We start from the raw sequence: 17,044 nt of genomic DNA on the forward strand, positions 1-17,044 counted from the left end.
TGTCCGCCCGGATACGAATGGGGGCGCCCGTGTCCGGAGAGCCGGGCCGTGAACGGCTGATCGCGGGTCGCTACCGTCTGCTGTCCCCGCTCGGCCAGGGCGGCATGGGCACGGTGTGGCGGGCCCGCGACGAGCTGCTGCACCGCGAGGTCGCCGTCAAGGAGGTGCGCGCCCCCGCCGGGCTGCCGGCCTCCGACGTGGAGCGAATGTACGCCCGCCTGGAGCGTGAGGCGTGGGCGGCGGCCCGGGTGACCAGCCGGAACGTGGTCACGGTGTACGACGTGGCCACCGAGGACGGCCGCCCGTGGATCGTGATGGAGCTGGTCCGCGGCATCTCGCTGGCCGAGCTGCTGGACGCCGAGGGACCGCTGGCCCCGCGGCGGGCCGCGCACATCGGCGCCGAGGTGCTGGCCGCGCTGCGGGCCGCGCACGACGTCGGGGTGCTGCACCGGGACGTGAAGCCGGCGAACGTGCTGCTGTCCAACGACGGCCGGGTGGTGCTGACCGACTTCGGCATCGCGCTGGTCGAGGGCAGCTCGGCGCTGACGATGACCGGGGAGGTCATCGGCTCCCCCGAGTTCCTCGCACCCGAGCGGGCGCTGGGCCGCCGGCCGGGCCCGGAGTCGGACCTGTGGGCGCTCGGCGTACTGCTGTACGCGGCGGTCGAGGGCCACTCCCCGTTCCGCCACGACACCCCGCTGAGCACACTGCGCGCGATCGTCGACGACGAACTGCCGCCGCCGCACCGCGCCGGGCCGCTCGCCCCGGTGATCGCCGGGCTGCTGCGCAAGGACCCGGCCGAGCGACTGCCGGCGGACGCGGCCGAGCGGGACCTCAGGGTGATCGGGGCGGGCGGTGACCCGGGCGCACCGGCCATGCCGGTCGGGCCGTACGCCCCGACGACGGCCCCGACGACGATCGCCCACCACGGGGAACCGGCACCGACACCCCCGCTGCCCGTGCCCGCACCCGCACCGCAGGAGGAGGCGGAGCCCGAGCCGTACCGTCGCCGCCGGCGTGCCGCGGTGCTGGTCGCGGGCCTGGCCGCGCTCGCGCTGGCGGCCGGCGGGCTGACGTACGCGCTGCTGCACGGCGGCGGCGGCCACCAGGGCGGCAGCGCCGCGGCCACTACCACCGGACAGACCCCGCCGCCGACGCCCGGTCAGCGGCACACCCGGCGGCAGGAGACACCGACCCCCACGCCCAGCCACAGCAGCGCGCCGCCGACGTCCTCGGCGCCCCCGCAGTCCGTCACGGTGACGGTGACGGGGACCCACACGGACTACACCGGGAGTTGCCCGCCGCCGGGCGCACGGACGCCGTCGTTCACGGCGACGTTCACGGTGGGACGGCTGCCCGCGCAGGTGGAGTACCGGTGGGTGGCGCGGGACGGTGAGGTCACGGACACCGGCTGGAAGACGCTGTCGTTCCCCGAGGGCGGGGAGCGCACGCGGCAGGACCGGGTCAGCGTGACGACGTACGACGCGAGCGGCACGTACCGCAACGCGCTCGGGGTGGAGGTGCGCGCCCCGGTGCGGGCCACGTCGGACACGGTGCCGTTCTCGGTGACGTGCGTGGAGGAGACCCCGACGGGCGGGACCTCCCCCACGCCTTCGGCCTCCGAATCCCCGTGAGGAGTGGGGACTCGGCCGGCCGGCCTCAGGAGTTGGTCAGCACCGGCAGGTAGCCGCCCGACTGACCGGCGGCGGTGGGGTGGTAGGACTCGCCGACGCTGAGCCAGTTGACGCTGTGCAGCCAGGAGCTGCCGGAGCAGATCTCGTGGCCGGTGAACGTGGTGCGGACGTCGCCGAAGGTGAAGGCGTGTGCGGCGGCGCGGCGGGCGATGGCGGCGTCGATGTAGTCGGAGGCGCCGTTGATGGCGGAGCGCTTGGTCTCGGACAGGCCGAGGCAGCTGGTGCCGAGCTTGTAGAAGCGGGGGTAGCCGAGGACGACGACGTGGGCGTTGGGGGCCTTGGAGCTGATCGCCGAGTAGACGGTGTCGAGCTTGCCGGGGAGCGTGGAGTCGACGTACGCCTTGGCGGTGTCGATGCGGGCGAGGCACTCGCTGTCGGACTGGAGCACACACGTCGTCATGACGTCGGCGAATCCCGCGTCGTTGCCGCCGATGGTGATCGAGACCAGTCCGGTGGAGGTGCTGAGCGAGCCGATCTGGTTCGCCATGACTTCATCCGTTCGGGCGCCCGAGCAGGCGACGAACGCGAACGACGAGGGTGCGTGGGCGGCGTTCCACAGGTAGGGGTACGCCTTCGTGCTGCGGTCGCAGTCACCGCTGGAACTGATGTAGCTGCCGGCGCCCACACCGGAGGAGTAGGAGTCACCGAGGGCCACATACCCGGTGGCCGCGGCGGTTTCGGAGGCCTGTGCCGCACCGGCTCCGGTGAGGGCGGCGCCGGCGGCGAGGAGGAGTGAGCTGACGAATACGACAAGTCGGGAACGTCTCATGGAACCTCCCTTTAGCAGGATCTCTGCTGTAACCGTGGTACCAACTACGCGTGTTGACGGGAAGTGTCCATGTCAATAATTTCCGGAAGCCTTCACAACCGGGTGCCGGCGCTCCCCGGGTGGCCATACGTCGTTCAACTCCGAACGAACAACGACGTCGGCTCGGGGGCGCCTTGACGCCCCCTCAGGGCGCGTGCGGGTGAAGCCCGGTCGACGTCCGGCGCCGGACGTCCGCCCGGACTCACGGGCGTGCCGTCCGCCTTGTCCGCCATCGGGTGTCGTGCCGGCCGTGCCGCCACCGCACGGGAGCGCAGCGGTAAGGGTGGCAACAACGGGTGGAAACCACGTCCAGCCGACCTCCTGCGGAGATTCCGGGAGGAAACCGGGTGCACGGCGGGTCCCCGTGCCGGATCATGGGCGCCATGCCTGCACAGCCGCACGACGCCCTGCCGATCCGGCTCACCGTCGACGACTCCGACTCCCCCTCCGACGTCGTCGACGCGCTCTTCCTCGGCCGCTTCGCGACGGGCGAGCAGCCGTTCGCACACGCCTCGAACCTCGACCGGGTCCGTTCGGGCGTGACGCTGCTGCCACCGGGCGCGCGGGTGCTGCGCGTGGCCCGCGACGACGACCGCAGCGCCACCCTCGCCGAGGGCGACGGCTGGACGCTGCTGGTCTCCCGCTGGAGCCGCGGCGCCGACGTGACGGTGACGGCGACCAGCGCCGAACTCGCGCAGAAGGTCCTCGACCAGGCCACGGACGGCGCGGCTGACGAGCCCGAGCCGCAGCCGGAGAACGTGACGATGGGCTTTTGGTACGTCTCCCCGCGCCGCGGCCCGTACCGCACGACCCGGCAGATCTCCGCGGGGACTTGGGAGGAGGTGCGGGCGAACTACACCGCGCCGGTCGCCGCGGCGATGGACCGCCTGATGAAGACGACGCCCGAGGACATCGCCGGGCGGCTGCTGTTGCTGCACGGCCCGCCCGGCACCGGCAAGACGTCCGCGCTGCGCACGCTGGCCCGCTCGTGGCGGGACTGGTGCCAGGTGGACTGCGTGCTGGACCCCGAGCGGTTGTTCTCCGACGTCGGCTATCTGATGGACATCGCGATCGGCGAGGAGGACGCGGCGGGCAAGGGCCGCTGGCGGCTGCTGCTCCTGGAGGACTGCGACGAGCTGATCCGCGGCGAGGCCAAGCACACGGCGGGCCAGGCGCTGTCCCGGCTGCTGAACCTGACGGACGGGCTGCTCGGGCAGGGCCGCAACGTCCTGGTCGGCGTCACCACCAACGAGGACCTGGAGCGGCTGCACCCGGCGGTGGTGCGCCCGGGCCGCTGCCTGGCCCGGATCGAGGTCGGCCGGCTCACCCGGGCGGAGGCGGTGGCCTGGCTGGGCAGCGAGGCCCACAGCCGGGAGGAGGAGATCGGCCGGGAGGGCGCGACGCTGGCGGAGCTGTACGCGCTGCGCCGGGGCACCTCCCCCACGGCGGTGCCGGAGCCGCGGGGCGGGGCCGACGCGGGGCTGTACCTGTGATGCCGTGATCGGGGTGCTTTGATGGGGGTATGACCCTCTTCGTCGGTACGTCGGGCTGGCAGTACCGGGACTGGCGGGGCGTGCTGTACCCGTCCGGCCTGCCGCAGCGGCTGTGGCTCGAGGAGTACACGGGCGCCTTCGCCACGGTCGAGGTGAACAACGCCTTCTACCGGCTGCCCGCGCGGGAGACGTTCGAGGCGTGGGCCGCGCGGGTGCCGGCGGACTTCGTGGTCGCGGTCAAGGCGAGCCGGTACCTGACCCACATCAAGCGGCTGAAGGAGCCCGAGGAGCCGGTCGACCGGCTGATGAGCCGTGCGGCGGGTCTCGGCGACCGGCTGGGCCCGGTGCTGCTCCAGCTCCCGCCCACCCTGCGCTGCGACCCGGCACTGCTGGACGCCTGCCTGGCCTGCTTCCCCGCGGGCACCCGGGTCGCGGTGGAGCCGCGGCACGAGTCGTGGTGGACGCCGGAGGTGCGCGCGGTCCTGGAGTCCCGGGGCGCGGCGCTGTGCTGGGCGGACGTCCTGGCCCGCCCGGTCACGCCGCTGTGGCGCACCACCGGCTGGGGGTACGTCCGCTTCCACCAGGGGCGTGCGGCGGCCTGGCCGCACTACGGCCGCCGCTCCCTGGAGACCTGGGTGGACCGCATCGCGACGACTTGGACGGACGACCACGACGTGTACGCGTACTTCAACAACGACCCGAACGCGGCGGCGGTGGGGGACGCGGAGGTCTTCGCCAGGGCGGCCCGCAAGGCGGGGCTGACGGTGACCCGCACACCGGGGCTCGTCCTGGGCCGGTGACCCCACCCACCCTGATCCCCTTGCGCCGCCGCAGGGCATCCCGCCAGCCCCCCACACCGCCCGCAGGGCATCCCGCTAGGCGCCGTAAGCCGCCCGCAGGGCATCCCGTACGGCCGCCAGCGCCGCGTCCTGTGTGAGGCCGAGCCGCCGGGCGCGCTCCCCGTACGCCTGCGCGGCGGCGGCGAGTTCCCGCTCGGCAGCGGAACCGGCGGCGGCCACGTACGTGCCGTGCCGGCCGCGCGTCTCGATCACGCCGTCGGCCTCCAGCGCCCGGTAGGCCTTGGCCACGGTGTTCACGGCCAGCCCCAGCGACTCGGCGAGGCCGCGCACGGTCGGCAGCCGGTATCCCACCGGCAGCGCGCCCGACCGCGCTTGTTCGGAGATCTGCGCCCGCACCTGTTCGTACGGCGGCGCGCTGTCATCGATGCGGATCTTCAGGCTCACGGGCCGATTGTCCCGCACCCGCCGGAAAATGAGAGGCATCCGCCCCGTCCCGCCCCGTAGCGTGCGCCCCCATGACAGTGATCGTCCGTGACCTGCGCCCCGACGTCCTGGCGGACCTCGAAGGGTTCGCCCGGGTCCGCCACGCCGCCCTGCCCTACATCCTGTTCACCGCCGACGCGGTACGGCACAACCTGGCCCACATGCCGGCGGCCGCCCGCTTCCGGTCACTGGTCGCCGAGGAGGACGGCGAGGTGATCGGCACCGCCCAGGTGGGACTGGCCCATGAGAGCGCGGAGCCGGGCCAGGGCTTCGTCAACGTCTATGTGCACCCCGACCACGTCCGCCGCGGCGCGGGCCGTCTGCTGGTCCGCGCGGCGGAGGAATACCTGGCAGGCCTGGGCGCCGTCAGGCTGTACGCGTGGGTGCTGGACGAGCCGGCCAACCGCGCCTTCGCCGAACGGCACGGTTACCGCAGCAGCCGGTCCGCGCACTTCCTGCGCCGTGACCTGGTGGACCCCGTGCTGCCGCCGGTGCCCCCGGTGCCGCCGGGCGTGGAACTGCGCACGGCCGCCGACTTCACCGACGATCCGCGCCCGGTGTTCGAGCTGGAGGCGGAGACCATGGCGGACGAACCGAGCGACGTCGACTCCTCGGTGTCGGAGTACGCGAACTGGACCGACCAGTACTGGAAGCATCCGCTCCTGGACAAGGACCTGACCGTCGTCGCGGTCGCCGAGGGCCGCCCCGTGGCCTTCAGCGTGGCGTACACCGACGGCCGGGGCGGCTACTGCACGGCGATGACCGGCACCGCGCGCGCCTTCCGCGGCCGGGGCCTGGCCACGCTGGCGAAGACCGCGTCCCTGCACCGCGCCCGGGCGGCCGGCTGCACACAGGCCTTCACCGGCAACGACACCGGGAACGAACCGATGCTCGCGATCAACAAGCGGCTCGGGTACGACATCTGCGCGACGGAGGTCAGGTATGTCCGCGAACTCGGCTGACGGCACCGCCCCGGTGGACGTGGTGCTCGTCAAGGCGGGGCGCACGAAGATCCGTTACCCGGCGCAGTTGCTCGCCGACGACGGCACCCGGATCGCCGTACGGGCGCCGTGGGCGGGTGACGCCGTCCGCGACTTCGGCTTCGTGCGCTTCGAGGCGGGGGACGTGTTCACGGAGTACTACTGGCGGGACCGCTGGTACTCGGTGAAGGAGGTCCGCGACGCGGCGGGCGAGGTGAAGGGCTGGTACTGCGACATCACCCGCCCCGCCACCCTGACCGGTACGGAACTCGTCGTGGAGGACCTCGACCTGGACCTGTGGCGGTCCGCCGACGGCCGCGACGTACGCCGGCTGGACGAGGACGAGTTTGCGGCGAGCGGCCTGACGGAGTCGGACCCCGAGGCGGCGGCCGCCGCGGTGGCCGCCCTCGACACACTCGAGACCCTGGCCCACGGCGACCACTTCACGGACCTGCTCGCCTAGCCGCATCCGCCCGGCGCTGCCGGGATCAGACCAGGGCCACCACGGCGTACCGCTCGTCGTCCACCGCGCGCCCCCACAGCAGCGGATCCTCCGACAGTCGCTCCAGGCGCACCTCGGCGGCGAGCGGGGCGAGCAGGGAGGTGAGCAGGTCCGCGGGTATGCCGACCGGATCGAGCGTGCCCCACACGCCCTCCACCAGGACCAGCCGGCCACCGGGGCGCAGCAGCTGCCGCCAGTGCGCCAGCACCCGCGCGGGCTCGGGCAGCGTCCACAGCACATGCCGGACCAGCACCACGTCGTACGCCCGCTCCCCCACGGGTGGTGCCGCGGCGTCACCGAGGAGGAACTGCGCGTCACGGCCGGCGAGCTTGGCTCGGGCGCGCTCCAGCATGGCGGGCGCGCTGTCGACGCCGGTCACCCGATGTCCCTGTTCGGCGGCGAGGAGTGACAGGCTGCCGGTGCCGCATCCGAGATCCAGGACATCGGACGGGCGCGGCGGCAGCCACGAGCGCAGCCGGTCCGCCCAGGCCGCCCGCACCTCCGGGCTGCGCAGCCCGTGATCGGGTTCTTCATCGAATTCGGCCGCCTGCGCATTCCAGTCGGCAGATGGGGGAATCACAGGATCACTCGTGTTTGCCATGACGCCGACAATGACACCCGCCACTGACATCCCGGATCGTGACGGCCGCCACTGACAGGGCGGCGCCGATGAGGAACTCTCGCCGAAAGGGTCTACCTCCGTGAGAACGCGGAACCCGGTGGATCCTGAAGGAGGCAGCCATGCGCCGTATGACCGTGCAGAAGCCCCTGAAGAAGACGGACACCCGCCGGGTCCGTGAGGAGACCGACGAGCGCCCCGCCGGCCGCCCCGAGGTGCGAAAGGACATCGCGCGCACCTGGTGGCCCGACGGGTGAGAGGGCCGCGCCCGGCGCACGCCCCTCAGCCGAGCCGCTTGCGGTAGTGGATACGGTCGTAGGGCCCGTCCACCCGCCGCTCCACGACCTCATACCCGTACTTGGGATAGATCTTCTGGTTCTCCCACATCAACGCGTTGGTGTAGAGCCTGACCTCGGGCAGGCCGAGCGCACGCGCGTGTGCGTCGACGAAGTGCAGCAGCCGCCGCCCCACGCCTCTTCCGTGCGCGTCGGGGTGGACGGCGATACTGTCCAGGCAGAGATGGCCGGCGCATGGCTCGACCACGATCAGCCCGACCACCCGGTCCCCCGTCACGAACACCTTCCCTGCCGCCACCTCGGCCGCGTGGTCGGCCTCCATGGGCTGCGGCACCACGCCGATGCGCTCGATGTAGCGGTGGTAGGCGGCGTCGGTCACGGCCTTCACGGCGGGCACGTCGGCGGCGACGGCGGGCCGGATCTCCTTGTCGATCATGGGGCCACGGTAGCTACCTGATCGCAGACTGAGCACTCCCTTAACGCGACCATAAGGATCTCCTCCAGCCGCTCTCAGCAGGCGATTTCGCGCAGCGCCGGGGCTAGCTTCGGATCACCCCCCACGGGTTCCCGGTCCAAGTCCCCGGCTCTTTCGAGGAGTTCCTCCATGCGTGCTCGCCGCACGGCCGCCACCACCGCAGCCCTCGGCCTGGTCCCGCTCGCCCTGACCGCCCTGGCGGCCGCGCCCGCCGCCGCGCACGGCACGATGGGCGACCCGGTCAGCCGGGTGTCGCAGTGCTACGCGGAGGGCCCCGAGAGCCCCAAGTCGGCGGCGTGCAGGGCGGCGGTGGCGGCCGGCGGCACGCAGGCGCTGTACGACTGGAACGGCATCCGCGTCGGCGACGCCGCCGGCCGCCACCGGCAGCTGATCCCGGACGGCAAGCTGTGCAGCGCGAACAACGAGGAGTTCAAGGGCCTGGACCTGGCCCGCGCCGACTGGCCCGCGACGGGCGTGCACAGCGGTGCGTACACCTTCAGATACCGGGTGACGGCCCCGCACAAGGGCACCTTCACGGTGTATCTCACCAAGCCCGGTTACGATCCCGCGCGCCCTTTGACCTGGGACGACCTGGATCTGGAGCACCCCGTGGCGACGGCCACCGACCCGGTCGCCGCGGGCGGCTTCTACACGTTCACGGGCACCCTGCCCGAGCGTACGGGCCGTCAGCTGCTCTACGCCGTCTGGCAGCGCTCGGACAGCCCGGAGGCGTTCTACTCCTGTTCGGACGTCACGTTCGGCGGCGCCGCGTCCGGTGACACGGCGTCCGGTGGCACGGCATCCAGCGGTACGGCATCAAGTGGTACGGGCTCCCCGGCCGCGGTCCCGGCGCCGAGCGCCTCGGTGCCGTCCGAGGAGCAGATCGCGGCCGGTGCCGACAAGTCGACCATCGAGCACCACGGCCACGGGGACGCGGACGCGCGGACGTCGGCCGAGCCCACGCCGGCGCTGAAGGCCGCGCGGCCGAACCAGCCGCAGGCGGCGGGCGCCGGCGAGCACCTCGCCGAGACCGGTGGCGACAGCAGCACCCCGTACGTCGCGGTCGGCGGCGCGGCGGCGCTGGCGCTCGGCTCGGCGGCCCTGTTCGTGTCGGTGCGCCGCAGGGGGACGGTCCGCAAGTGAGCGTGAGGGGGCCCGACCGGCGGCTCAGGCCGGTCGGGCCCCCTCCGGTGCGCCGGGCGTCAGCCGACGGCGGACGCGCAGGTGGTCGCGGTGGCGTGGGCCGGGTCGAGGGCGTTGGCCACCTCGTGGAAGGTGATCCGGTCGGTCAGCCCGACGAGGACGTGCTCGGACAGGTCGAGCGGGCACAGGTCCTGCAGCAGCACGTTCTTCACGTCGGGCCCGCTGAGGTACTGGTTGCGGTACGGCGTGACGACCTCGTCGTACCGGGTGGCGAGGACCGTGTAGTGGACGCCGGGTACGGTGTCGCCGCCCGCGTTCAGCCTGGTCAGCAGGTCGGAGCCGACGACCTGCTGGGCGAGCGCGGGGGTGGCCGCGTTCAGCAGGTCCGCGGCGCCGGGGAAGTACGGCAGCAGCTGGGTGAGTCCGCTCAGGGTGGTGCCGTGGTTGCTGGGCGCGATGCCGACGAGCGCGTTCACCCGGGCGGCCCCGCCGAGGAACTTGAGGTAGTAGCGGGGCATCATGCCGCCCTGGGAGTGGCCGACGAGGTCGGCCTTGGCGGCGCCGGTGGCGGTGAGCACCCGGTCCACGTACTCCTTCAGCTGCTGCGCCGACCGGTCGATCGGGCCCAGGCCGTGAAAGACGGGGACGCCCGGCAGTTGGCCGTAGTCCAGGGAGAAGACGCAGTAGCCGCGGTGCTCCAGGTAGGGCGCGAGGCCGAGCCAGTTGTCGACGGAGTTGCCGAGGGTGCCGTGCACGAGGACGACGGGGCGCGGATGGGCGGCGGACGGCTTGCAGGAGTAGTCGTTCCAGCCGGTGCTCGGTGCGGTGGCGTGGGCGGCGGTGGCCGGGACGGTGACGGCGGCGGCGGTCAGCAGCAGCGCGGCCAGTGGTCTGAGCAGGCGCTTGAAGGGCAGCATCGGGTGATCTCCTTGCGGCTCAAGGGAGTACGACGGCATGACGCCCTGTGACCCGGATCACGAGGATGCTGTTCATTCGTCAAGTTACGAACGAGTAGCTGAAGTGTGAAGTTACGCGTCGGTAAAAACTTCCACTGATAGCCGCGACGACGTCGATCTCCTGATAGAGCTCCCGCTACGGCGTCTGACAGGACCTCACCAAGCGGGCCGGATGGGCCCTTCGACGGGGAGCCGCCCCAACCGCTGGGCCAGCAGCCGCACCTCGGACTCGCCCAGCACGTCGGCCCAGGCCCGCACGGCCTCCGCCGCGGCCTCCTCCGCCGCCCGGGTGCAGGCCCACCCACGCTCGGTGAGCACGATCAGCCGGGCCCGCGCGTCGCCCGGATGCGGCCGCCGCTCGGCGTACCCCTTGCGCACGATCTCGTCCACCAGCTGGCTCGCCGCCTGCTTGGTGACCCCCAGGTGCGCGGCCAGATCGGTGACCGTCGCCCCACCCGGGGCGAGCCGCGCGAAGGCGAACCCGTGGGCGGGCCGCACGTCGCCGAAACCGCGGGCCACGACGCCGTCATGAATGCGCTGCGTGAGGTCGCCGGCGGCAGCGAGCAGGGTGGCGGTCAGGGCGAGGGCGTCGGAGTTCTGCACGGAGGCATTGAAACACCATTGCCAAAGTGGTCAAGTTCCTTGACTATATAGTCAAGCAGCTTGACCACTTGAAACGGAGTACCCATGCCCGTCGTCCGCTCGTCGCACGCCCGCACCCATGAGATCCACGGCGCCCGCTTCGTCTCCTACGCCACCCCGCTGACCGGCAGCAAGGAGTTGTGCGCCTGGCGCGGCGAGATCCCCGCCGGCACCAGGGCACCGGCACACACCGTCAACCGGGAGGAGATCTTCCATCTCCTCGTCGGCGAACTGCTGATCACCCTCGACGGCCGCACCGACCGCATCACGGCGGGCGACACGGTGATCGTCAACCCGGGCGCGACCCTGGCCGTCGAGAACCCGACCGACCACACGGCGATCTCCTGGGTCACCACCTCGATCGGCCTGGAAGCCGAACTGGCCGACGGCACCCGCATCACGCCGCCGTGGGCGAACTGAACGCCCCCGGACCGAACACCCCCCGGACCGAGGCTAGGCGGCCAGCGCCCCCGGCATCACCGCCCGTGGTCCGAACCTCGCTCGCGCGCGGTCCGCGACCTCCTCGATGCGGCGGACCCGGTCGTCCACGGGGTCGAAGGTGAGCTGATGGGAGGCCGCTTCGGCCGGCCCGAGTCCCTCCGCGCGCAGGACGATCGCCCGCACCCGGGCGCGTTGCAGCCCCAGCGCCTCGTACAGGCCGTACGCCGTCCGGGTCAGCGCCGGCGAGTGCGCGGTGGACTCCGGCAGGGTGCGGGTGCGGGTGGTCGCCGACCGGTCGGCGTAGCGGACGGTCAGGGTCAGGGTGCGGCACACCTTCTCCACGGCCCGCAGCCGGGCACCGATCTCGTCGGCGGCCGACAGCAGGGCGCGGCGGTGCATGCCGGGGTCCAGTTCGTCGCGGTCGAAGGCGCGTTCCGTCGCCAGCGACCGGGACACCGCGTTGGGCACCACGCGGCCGCGGTCGACGCCGTTCGCCTTCTCGTGCAGCTCGCGCCCGGCCTTCGCGCCGAGCAGCCGCTGGAGGGTGGACAGCGGCGCGGCGGCGACCCGGCCGAGGGTGTCCAGGCCGTACTCGCACAGGGTGCGTGCGGTCGCCGCGCCCACGCCGGGCAGCGCGGCGACGGGCCGGCCGGTGAGGAAGTCCGGGGCCTGCGCCCCGGAGACCGCGCACGTCACCCCGGGCCGGGCCTCGCGCAGCGCCATGCGGGCGAGCATCGGGCCCGGCCCGGCACCGATCATGCAGTCGACGCCGTACCGGGCGAGGGCGCGCACCCGGATCACCGCGGCCAGCTCCACGGCGCTGCGCCCGAAGTACCGCTCGGCGCCCCGCAGATCGGCGAGCGCCCCGTCCGGCGGCAGCGCCTCGACGACCGGGGTGAACTCCTCCAGCAACGCGAGCAGCCCCGGCAGGGCCGCCTCGCACATCGGCGGCAGCTGGAAACGTACGCAGAGGATGGTCATCCCGCACTCCCCGGACTCTGGTGCCACAACTTCCGTACGGCAGAGGGCCCTTGTGAGGCCTCCTGCCCCGCGGGCCGCAGGTCGGCCCACGGATGCATCTCGTAGCCGGTGGACAGCCTGATGCGCCGCCCACCCGTCGGATCAGCGCTCTCGTCGCCCTCGGCCGCCGGTGCCGCCAGCCGGGCCGCGACCTCCTCGAGACCGCCCTCGGCGCGCAGTTCGACGAGTTCGGCGAGGTTCCAGGCGGCGGACCCCACCACACTCAGGCTGCGCGGCCCGCGCCGCTGCACCACGCCCCGCACCAGCAGCAGCCAGGAGTGGAAGACGGTGTGGGCGCAGGCGTCGTGCGAGTCGTCGAAGAAGGCGAGGTCGACCAGGCCCGTGCCGTCGTCCAGCGTGGAGAAGATGACCCGTTTGCCGGACCGGATCGGCGGCGTCTGGGTGGCCGCCTTGGCGCCCGCGACGAGTACGGTCTCCCCGTGCCGCGCCTCGCGCAGCCGCCGCGCCGATACCACGCCCAGCTCCTTGAGGAACTCCCGGTGGTCGTCCATCAGATTGCGTGAGGCGTCCATCGACAGCACGCCCAGTTCGGCGCTGAGCCGCTCGGCGTCGGACAGGTCGGGCAGGCCCGCTGCGGCGGTCTTCCGCCCTCCGGCGAGGGGCAGTTGGGCCCCGCCGGCGCCCCGGGCCGACCGGTGCAGCTCGGTCAGATGCAGTTGCAGATCACGCCGGTTGGCGCCGAAGGCGTCCAGCGCGCCGACCTGGGCGAGCCGCTGGGCGATCGGCCGGCTGGGCCGGGCCCGCTCCCAGAAGTCCACCAGCGAGGCGTACGGCTGTCCGTCGGCGATCCGCGCCGCCTCGGCCTCGCTGATGCCGTGCACATCGGACAGGGCCAGCCGCAGCCCCCACATCTCGGACCTTTGATCGGACACCAGTTCGATTCGATGGGCGGCCCCGGACGCGTTCACATCCAACGGCAGGATCGGCACCCCGCGCCGCCGCGCGTCCGCCAGCAGCAGCCGCTTGGGGTACATGCCCGGGTCGTGGGTGAGCAGCCCGGCGTAGAAGGCGGCCGGGTGATGCGCCTTCAGCCAGGCCGACTGATAGGTGGGCACCGCGAAGGCGACGGCGTGCGCCTTGCAGAAGCCGTACGACCCGAAGGCCTCGACGATCTCCCAGGTGCGCCGGATGGTCTCGGCGTCGTACCCGTTCTGCGCCGCACGCTGCGCGAACCACACCTTGATCCGCCCCTGTGACTCCGGGTCGGACAGCCCGCGCCGCACCCGGTCGGCCTCACCGCGCCCGCACCGGGTCATGATGTCGACGATGTCGATGATCTGCTCGTGGAAGACGACGACCCCGTACGTCTCCTTCAACGGCCCTTCCAGGTCGGGATGCGGATAACGCACCGGCGCGCGCCCGTGCCGGGCCTCGATGAACGGCCGCACCATGTCGGCGGCGACGGGACCGGGCCGGAACAGCGAGATGTCGACCACCAGATCCTGGAACGTGGAGGGCTGCAGCCGCCCCACCAGATCCCGCTGCCCCGGCGACTCGATCTGGAAGCACCCCAGGGTCTCGGTGGACCGGATGAGCTGATACGTGGCCGGGTCGCCCTCCGGCGCCGCGTCGAGGTCGACCCTCTCCCCGCTCACCCGCGCGACCTCGGCGACCGCGTGCGCCATCGCCGACTGCATCCGCACCCCGAGCACATCCAGCTTGAGCAGCCCGAGCTCCTCCACGTCGTCCTTGTCGAACTGCGACATCGGGAAGCCCTCGCCGCTGGTGGGCATCACCGGCGTACGCGCGAGCAGGGAGGCGTCGGACAGCAGCACCCCGCACGGGTGCATGGCCACCCCGCGCGGCAGAGCGTCCAGCGCCTCGACCAGCTCCCACAGCTTGCCGTACTTCTCCCGCTCCGCCGCGAGCGAGCGCAGCTCGGGCAGCTCGCCGAGGGCCGCCCGGGCGTCCCGTGCCCGGATGTGCGGAAAGGACTTGGCGATCCGGTCGATCTCGGCGGGGTCCATGGACAGCGCGGCCCCCACGTCCCGGATCGCGTGCCGCACCCGGTACGTCTCGGGCATGGCGACCGTGGCGACCCGCTCGGTGCCGAACCGGTCGATGATCGCGCGGTAGACCTCCAGCCGGCGCGCGGACTCCACGTCGATGTCGATGTCGGGCAGGACGACCCGCTCCTTGGACAGGAAGCGTTCCATCAGCAGCCGGTGCTCGACCGGATCGGCATGGGCGATCCCCAGCAGATGGTTGACGAGGGACCCCGCGCCCGACCCGCGTGCGGCCACACGGATCCCCATCCGCCGTACGTCGTCCACGACCTGAGCGACCGTCAGGAAGTAGGAGGCGAAACCGTGATGAGCGATGATGTCCAGCTCGTCGTGCATCCGCTCCCAGTACGCGGACCGCCCCGCATACCCCATCCGCAGCATGCCCGCAACGGCCCGCGAGGCGAGCGCCCGCTGGGCAGTGCGCCGCCCGGCACCCACCAGGTGGGCCTCGGGGAACCGCACCGTCCCGATGCCCAGATCGTCCTCGGGATCGACCCGGCACTCGGCGGCGGTGGCCAGGGTCTGCTCCAGCAGCCGATGAGCGGTGTCCCGCCGGTAGCCGGCGGCCTCGACCACCCGCTCGGCGACCCCCAGCATCTCCCCCGCGCCCTTCAGCCAGGCCTCACCGGAATCCAGCTCCCCGGCGATGGGCACCAGCCGCCGCGCGGCGTCCAGCACGTCGGCGACCGGGCCCATCCCCGGATCGGCGTACCGGACGGCGTTGCTGAGCACGGGCCGCACGCCCTGTTCCGCGGCGAACCCGACCGTGCGCGCGGCGAGCCGCAGCGACCCGGGGCCCGTCCCCTCCCGCCCGTGCCAGACGGCCTCCAGCCGCAGCGCGTCCCCGTAGACCTCACGCCAGGACCCCAGCAGCCGCGCGGCCCGGTCCGGCCGCCCCGCGGCGAGCGCCCGCCCCACATCGGAGTCGGGCCCGAGCAGCACGACGAGCCCGTCCCCCTGGTTGTCGTCCCAGCTCAGCAGCGGTGTGTCGGCCTCCCCCGCGTGCGCCGCCGTGACGATCCGGCACAGGTCGGCCCACCCACGGGCCCCGTCCCCGGCGAGAAAGGTGACCCGGGGAGCCGACTCGTCCACGAACGCCCCGCCCCGGACGGGAGTACGGCGCCTGCCCTCCCCGGGGCCGCCCTCGCGCACCCGCACGGCGAGATCCGCCCCGAACAGCGGACGGACCCCTGCCTTGGCGCAGGCCTTGGCGAAGCGCACGGTCCCGGCGACGGTGTCACGGTCGGTGAGCGCGAGGGTGTCCATGCCCCGTTCGGAGGCGCGCTCGGCCAGGCGCTCCGGGTGCGAGGCCCCGTACCGCAGGGAGAACCCGGAGACGGTGTGCAGATGCGCAAAGCCCGGCACACACACCTCCTCGAACATCAGTTCCCAACAGCACCACCATACCCCCATCCCCGAACACTTGTACGACATCCGTTCAGCCGCGTCCCACCTGCACAAACACCGCCTCACCGAAACGGTGGAACCATGACGCAGACCACCGACGCCGACACACCGCGTAGCCCCTCCGGAACCTCCTTTCTCAGCGAGGTGAAGGACGCCGTCACTCCCCGGGCCACCCTGTTGGTGATCGCCGTGCTCGCCCTCCAGCTCCTCTTCATCGCCTCCTATGTGGGCGCCCTGCACAACCCCAAGCCCAGGGACATCCCCTTCGGCGTGGTCGCACCCCGCGCGGTGGCCGGCCAGGCGGTGACCCGCCTCGACCACCTCCCCGGTTCCCCCCTGGACCCCCGGGCACTGCCCGACGCGGCGACAGCCCGCCACCAGATCGAGAACCGGGACATCGACGGCGCCCTAGTGATCGACCCGGCCGGCCGCACCGACACCCTCCTGGTCGCCTCCGGCGGCGGCAGGGTCCTCGCCACGGTGCTGGAGAACCTGACGACGGCCCTGGAAGCGTCACAGCAGCGCGCGATCCGCACGGTCGACGTGGCCCCGGCATCCCGCACGGACTTCAACGGTCTGACGTCCTTCTACCTGGTCGTCGGCTGGTGCGTCGGCGGCTACCTGTGCGCCTCGATCCTCGCCATCAGCACCGGCGCCCGCCCCGCGAACCCGCGCCGCGCGGTGATCCGCCTGGGCGCCCTGGCCCTGGTCGCCGTCGTCGGCGGCCTCGGCGGCGCGATCATCGTCGGCCCGATCCTGGACGCCCTGCCCGGCGGCGTGCCGGCCCTGTGGGGCCTCGGCGCCCTGATCACCTTCACGGTGGGCGCCGCGACGCTCGCCCTCCAGGGGCTCTTCGGCATCGTCGGCATCGGCCTGGCGATCCTGCTGGTGGTGATCGCCGGCAACCCGAGCGCGGGCGGCGCGTTCCCGCTGCCGCTCCTGCCCCCGTTCTGGCAGGCGATCGGCCCCGCCCTACCACCGGGCGCCGGCACATGGGCGGCCCGCTCGATCGCGTACTTCAACTCCAACGACATGACCACGGCCCTCCTGACCCTGGGCGCGTGGGCGCTGGCCGGCATCGTGATCACACTCGTCGCTTCCCGAGTACGCCAAGGACACCCGACGAAGGCACCCGGCGTCTGACCGCGCACCACGGCGTTGCCGCACCCACCACCCGGTCCCGGCCCACAACGAACCGCGGGCGCGACACCAGCCCACCACGCACCGCAAGGGGCCGCCGCAGGCACAAAAGGGGCGC

General features: G+C 72.9%; 17 protein-coding genes. 9 read left to right on the forward strand and 8 right to left on the reverse strand.

All coding sequences use genetic code 11. The annotated features are described in order from the left end of the window. Nucleotides 1–29 precede the first annotated feature (29 nt). Nucleotides 30–1,634 carry a serine/threonine-protein kinase gene (locus tag AB0J12_RS26355; protein ID WP_363266884.1) on the forward strand — a complete coding sequence of 535 codons (1,605 nt, stop codon included), beginning with the start codon at nt 30–32 and terminating at the stop codon, nt 1,632–1,634. A 25-nt stretch (nt 1,635–1,659) separates the two neighbouring features. On the opposite strand, the gene AB0J12_RS26360 is transcribed toward AB0J12_RS26355, so the two are convergent. Further along, nucleotides 1,660–2,463, reverse strand: a complete 804-nt coding sequence (locus AB0J12_RS26360; RefSeq protein ID WP_363266885.1) for an SGNH/GDSL hydrolase family protein — start codon at nt 2,461–2,463, stop codon at nt 1,660–1,662. Nucleotides 2,464–2,885: 422 nt separating this feature from the next. Between AB0J12_RS26360 and AB0J12_RS26365 the strand changes: the two genes are divergently transcribed. Further along, complete coding sequence (locus AB0J12_RS26365) at nt 2,886–3,995, forward strand: DUF5925 domain-containing protein (RefSeq protein ID WP_363266886.1); 1,110 nt, start codon at nt 2,886–2,888, stop codon at nt 3,993–3,995. Between the two features lie 29 nt (nt 3,996–4,024). Next, complete coding sequence (locus AB0J12_RS26370) at nt 4,025–4,795, forward strand: DUF72 domain-containing protein (RefSeq protein ID WP_363266888.1); 771 nt, start codon at nt 4,025–4,027, stop codon at nt 4,793–4,795. A 75-nt stretch (nt 4,796–4,870) separates the two neighbouring features. On the opposite strand, the gene AB0J12_RS26375 is transcribed toward AB0J12_RS26370, so the two are convergent. Beyond that, nucleotides 4,871–5,239 carry a GntR family transcriptional regulator gene (locus AB0J12_RS26375; protein ID WP_363266889.1) on the reverse strand — a complete coding sequence of 123 codons (369 nt, stop codon included), beginning with the start codon at nt 5,237–5,239 and terminating at the stop codon, nt 4,871–4,873. A 71-nt stretch (nt 5,240–5,310) separates the two neighbouring features. Between AB0J12_RS26375 and AB0J12_RS26380 the strand changes: the two genes are divergently transcribed. Beyond that, complete coding sequence (locus AB0J12_RS26380; RefSeq protein ID WP_363266890.1) at nt 5,311–6,240, forward strand: GNAT family N-acetyltransferase; 930 nt, start codon at nt 5,311–5,313, stop codon at nt 6,238–6,240. Beyond that, nucleotides 6,221–6,721 (forward strand): DUF402 domain-containing protein, encoded by a 501-nt coding sequence (locus AB0J12_RS26385; RefSeq protein ID WP_363266891.1) that lies wholly within the window; start codon nt 6,221–6,223, stop codon nt 6,719–6,721. Before AB0J12_RS26380 ends, AB0J12_RS26385 begins: the two co-directional genes overlap by 20 nt. A gap of 25 nt (nt 6,722–6,746) precedes the next feature. On the opposite strand, the gene AB0J12_RS26390 is transcribed toward AB0J12_RS26385, so the two are convergent. After that, nucleotides 6,747–7,361 (reverse strand): class I SAM-dependent methyltransferase, encoded by a 615-nt coding sequence (locus tag AB0J12_RS26390; protein WP_363266892.1) that lies wholly within the window; start codon nt 7,359–7,361, stop codon nt 6,747–6,749. A gap of 140 nt (nt 7,362–7,501) precedes the next feature. Between AB0J12_RS26390 and AB0J12_RS26395 the strand changes: the two genes are divergently transcribed. Next, nucleotides 7,502–7,636, forward strand: a complete 135-nt coding sequence (locus tag AB0J12_RS26395; protein WP_361625759.1) for a hypothetical protein — start codon at nt 7,502–7,504, stop codon at nt 7,634–7,636. Nucleotides 7,637–7,661: 25 nt separating this feature from the next. Here AB0J12_RS26395 and AB0J12_RS26400 read toward each other — a convergent pair whose 3' ends face one another. Beyond that, on the reverse strand, nt 7,662–8,111 hold the full coding sequence (locus tag AB0J12_RS26400) for a GNAT family N-acetyltransferase (protein ID WP_363266893.1): 450 nt from the start codon (nt 8,109–8,111) through the stop codon (nt 7,662–7,664). A 168-nt stretch (nt 8,112–8,279) separates the two neighbouring features. On the opposite strand from AB0J12_RS26400, the gene AB0J12_RS26405 reads away from it, so the two are divergent. Further along, entirely contained in the window at nt 8,280–9,293 is a 1,014-nt protein-coding gene (locus tag AB0J12_RS26405) for a lytic polysaccharide monooxygenase (RefSeq protein ID WP_363266895.1), read from the forward strand. A 59-nt stretch (nt 9,294–9,352) separates the two neighbouring features. On the opposite strand, the gene AB0J12_RS26410 is transcribed toward AB0J12_RS26405, so the two are convergent. Together AB0J12_RS26410 and AB0J12_RS26415 are read right to left on the reverse strand one after the other, a co-directional pair. After that, on the reverse strand, nt 9,353–10,210 hold the full coding sequence (locus AB0J12_RS26410; protein WP_363266896.1) for an alpha/beta fold hydrolase: 858 nt from the start codon (nt 10,208–10,210) through the stop codon (nt 9,353–9,355). Between the two features lie 195 nt (nt 10,211–10,405). Then, complete coding sequence (locus AB0J12_RS26415) at nt 10,406–10,852, reverse strand: MarR family winged helix-turn-helix transcriptional regulator (RefSeq protein ID WP_363266897.1); 447 nt, start codon at nt 10,850–10,852, stop codon at nt 10,406–10,408. 84 nt (nt 10,853–10,936) lie between these two features. Between AB0J12_RS26415 and AB0J12_RS26420 the strand changes: the two genes are divergently transcribed. Next, nucleotides 10,937–11,311, forward strand: a complete 375-nt coding sequence (locus tag AB0J12_RS26420) for a cupin domain-containing protein (protein ID WP_363266898.1) — start codon at nt 10,937–10,939, stop codon at nt 11,309–11,311. A 33-nt stretch (nt 11,312–11,344) separates the two neighbouring features. Here AB0J12_RS26420 and AB0J12_RS26425 read toward each other — a convergent pair whose 3' ends face one another. Further along, a complete protein-coding gene (locus tag AB0J12_RS26425) occupies nt 11,345–12,313 on the reverse strand; it encodes a hypothetical protein (RefSeq protein ID WP_363266899.1) in 969 nt (322 codons plus the stop codon). Then, entirely contained in the window at nt 12,310–15,744 is a 3,435-nt protein-coding gene (locus AB0J12_RS26430; protein ID WP_363266900.1) for a DNA polymerase III subunit alpha, read from the reverse strand. The genes AB0J12_RS26425 and AB0J12_RS26430 overlap by 4 nt, the downstream gene beginning before the upstream one ends. A gap of 123 nt (nt 15,745–15,867) precedes the next feature. Between AB0J12_RS26430 and AB0J12_RS26435 the strand changes: the two genes are divergently transcribed. Then, nucleotides 15,868–16,929, forward strand: coding sequence for a DUF3533 domain-containing protein (locus tag AB0J12_RS26435; protein ID WP_363266901.1), 1,062 nt, complete (start codon nt 15,868–15,870; stop codon nt 16,927–16,929). The last annotated feature ends 115 nt before the right edge of the window (nt 16,930–17,044 follow it).

This window comes from Streptomyces sp. NPDC049915 (assembly GCF_040656475.1).
Classification (GTDB): Bacteria; Actinomycetota; Actinomycetes; order Streptomycetales; family Streptomycetaceae; genus Streptomyces.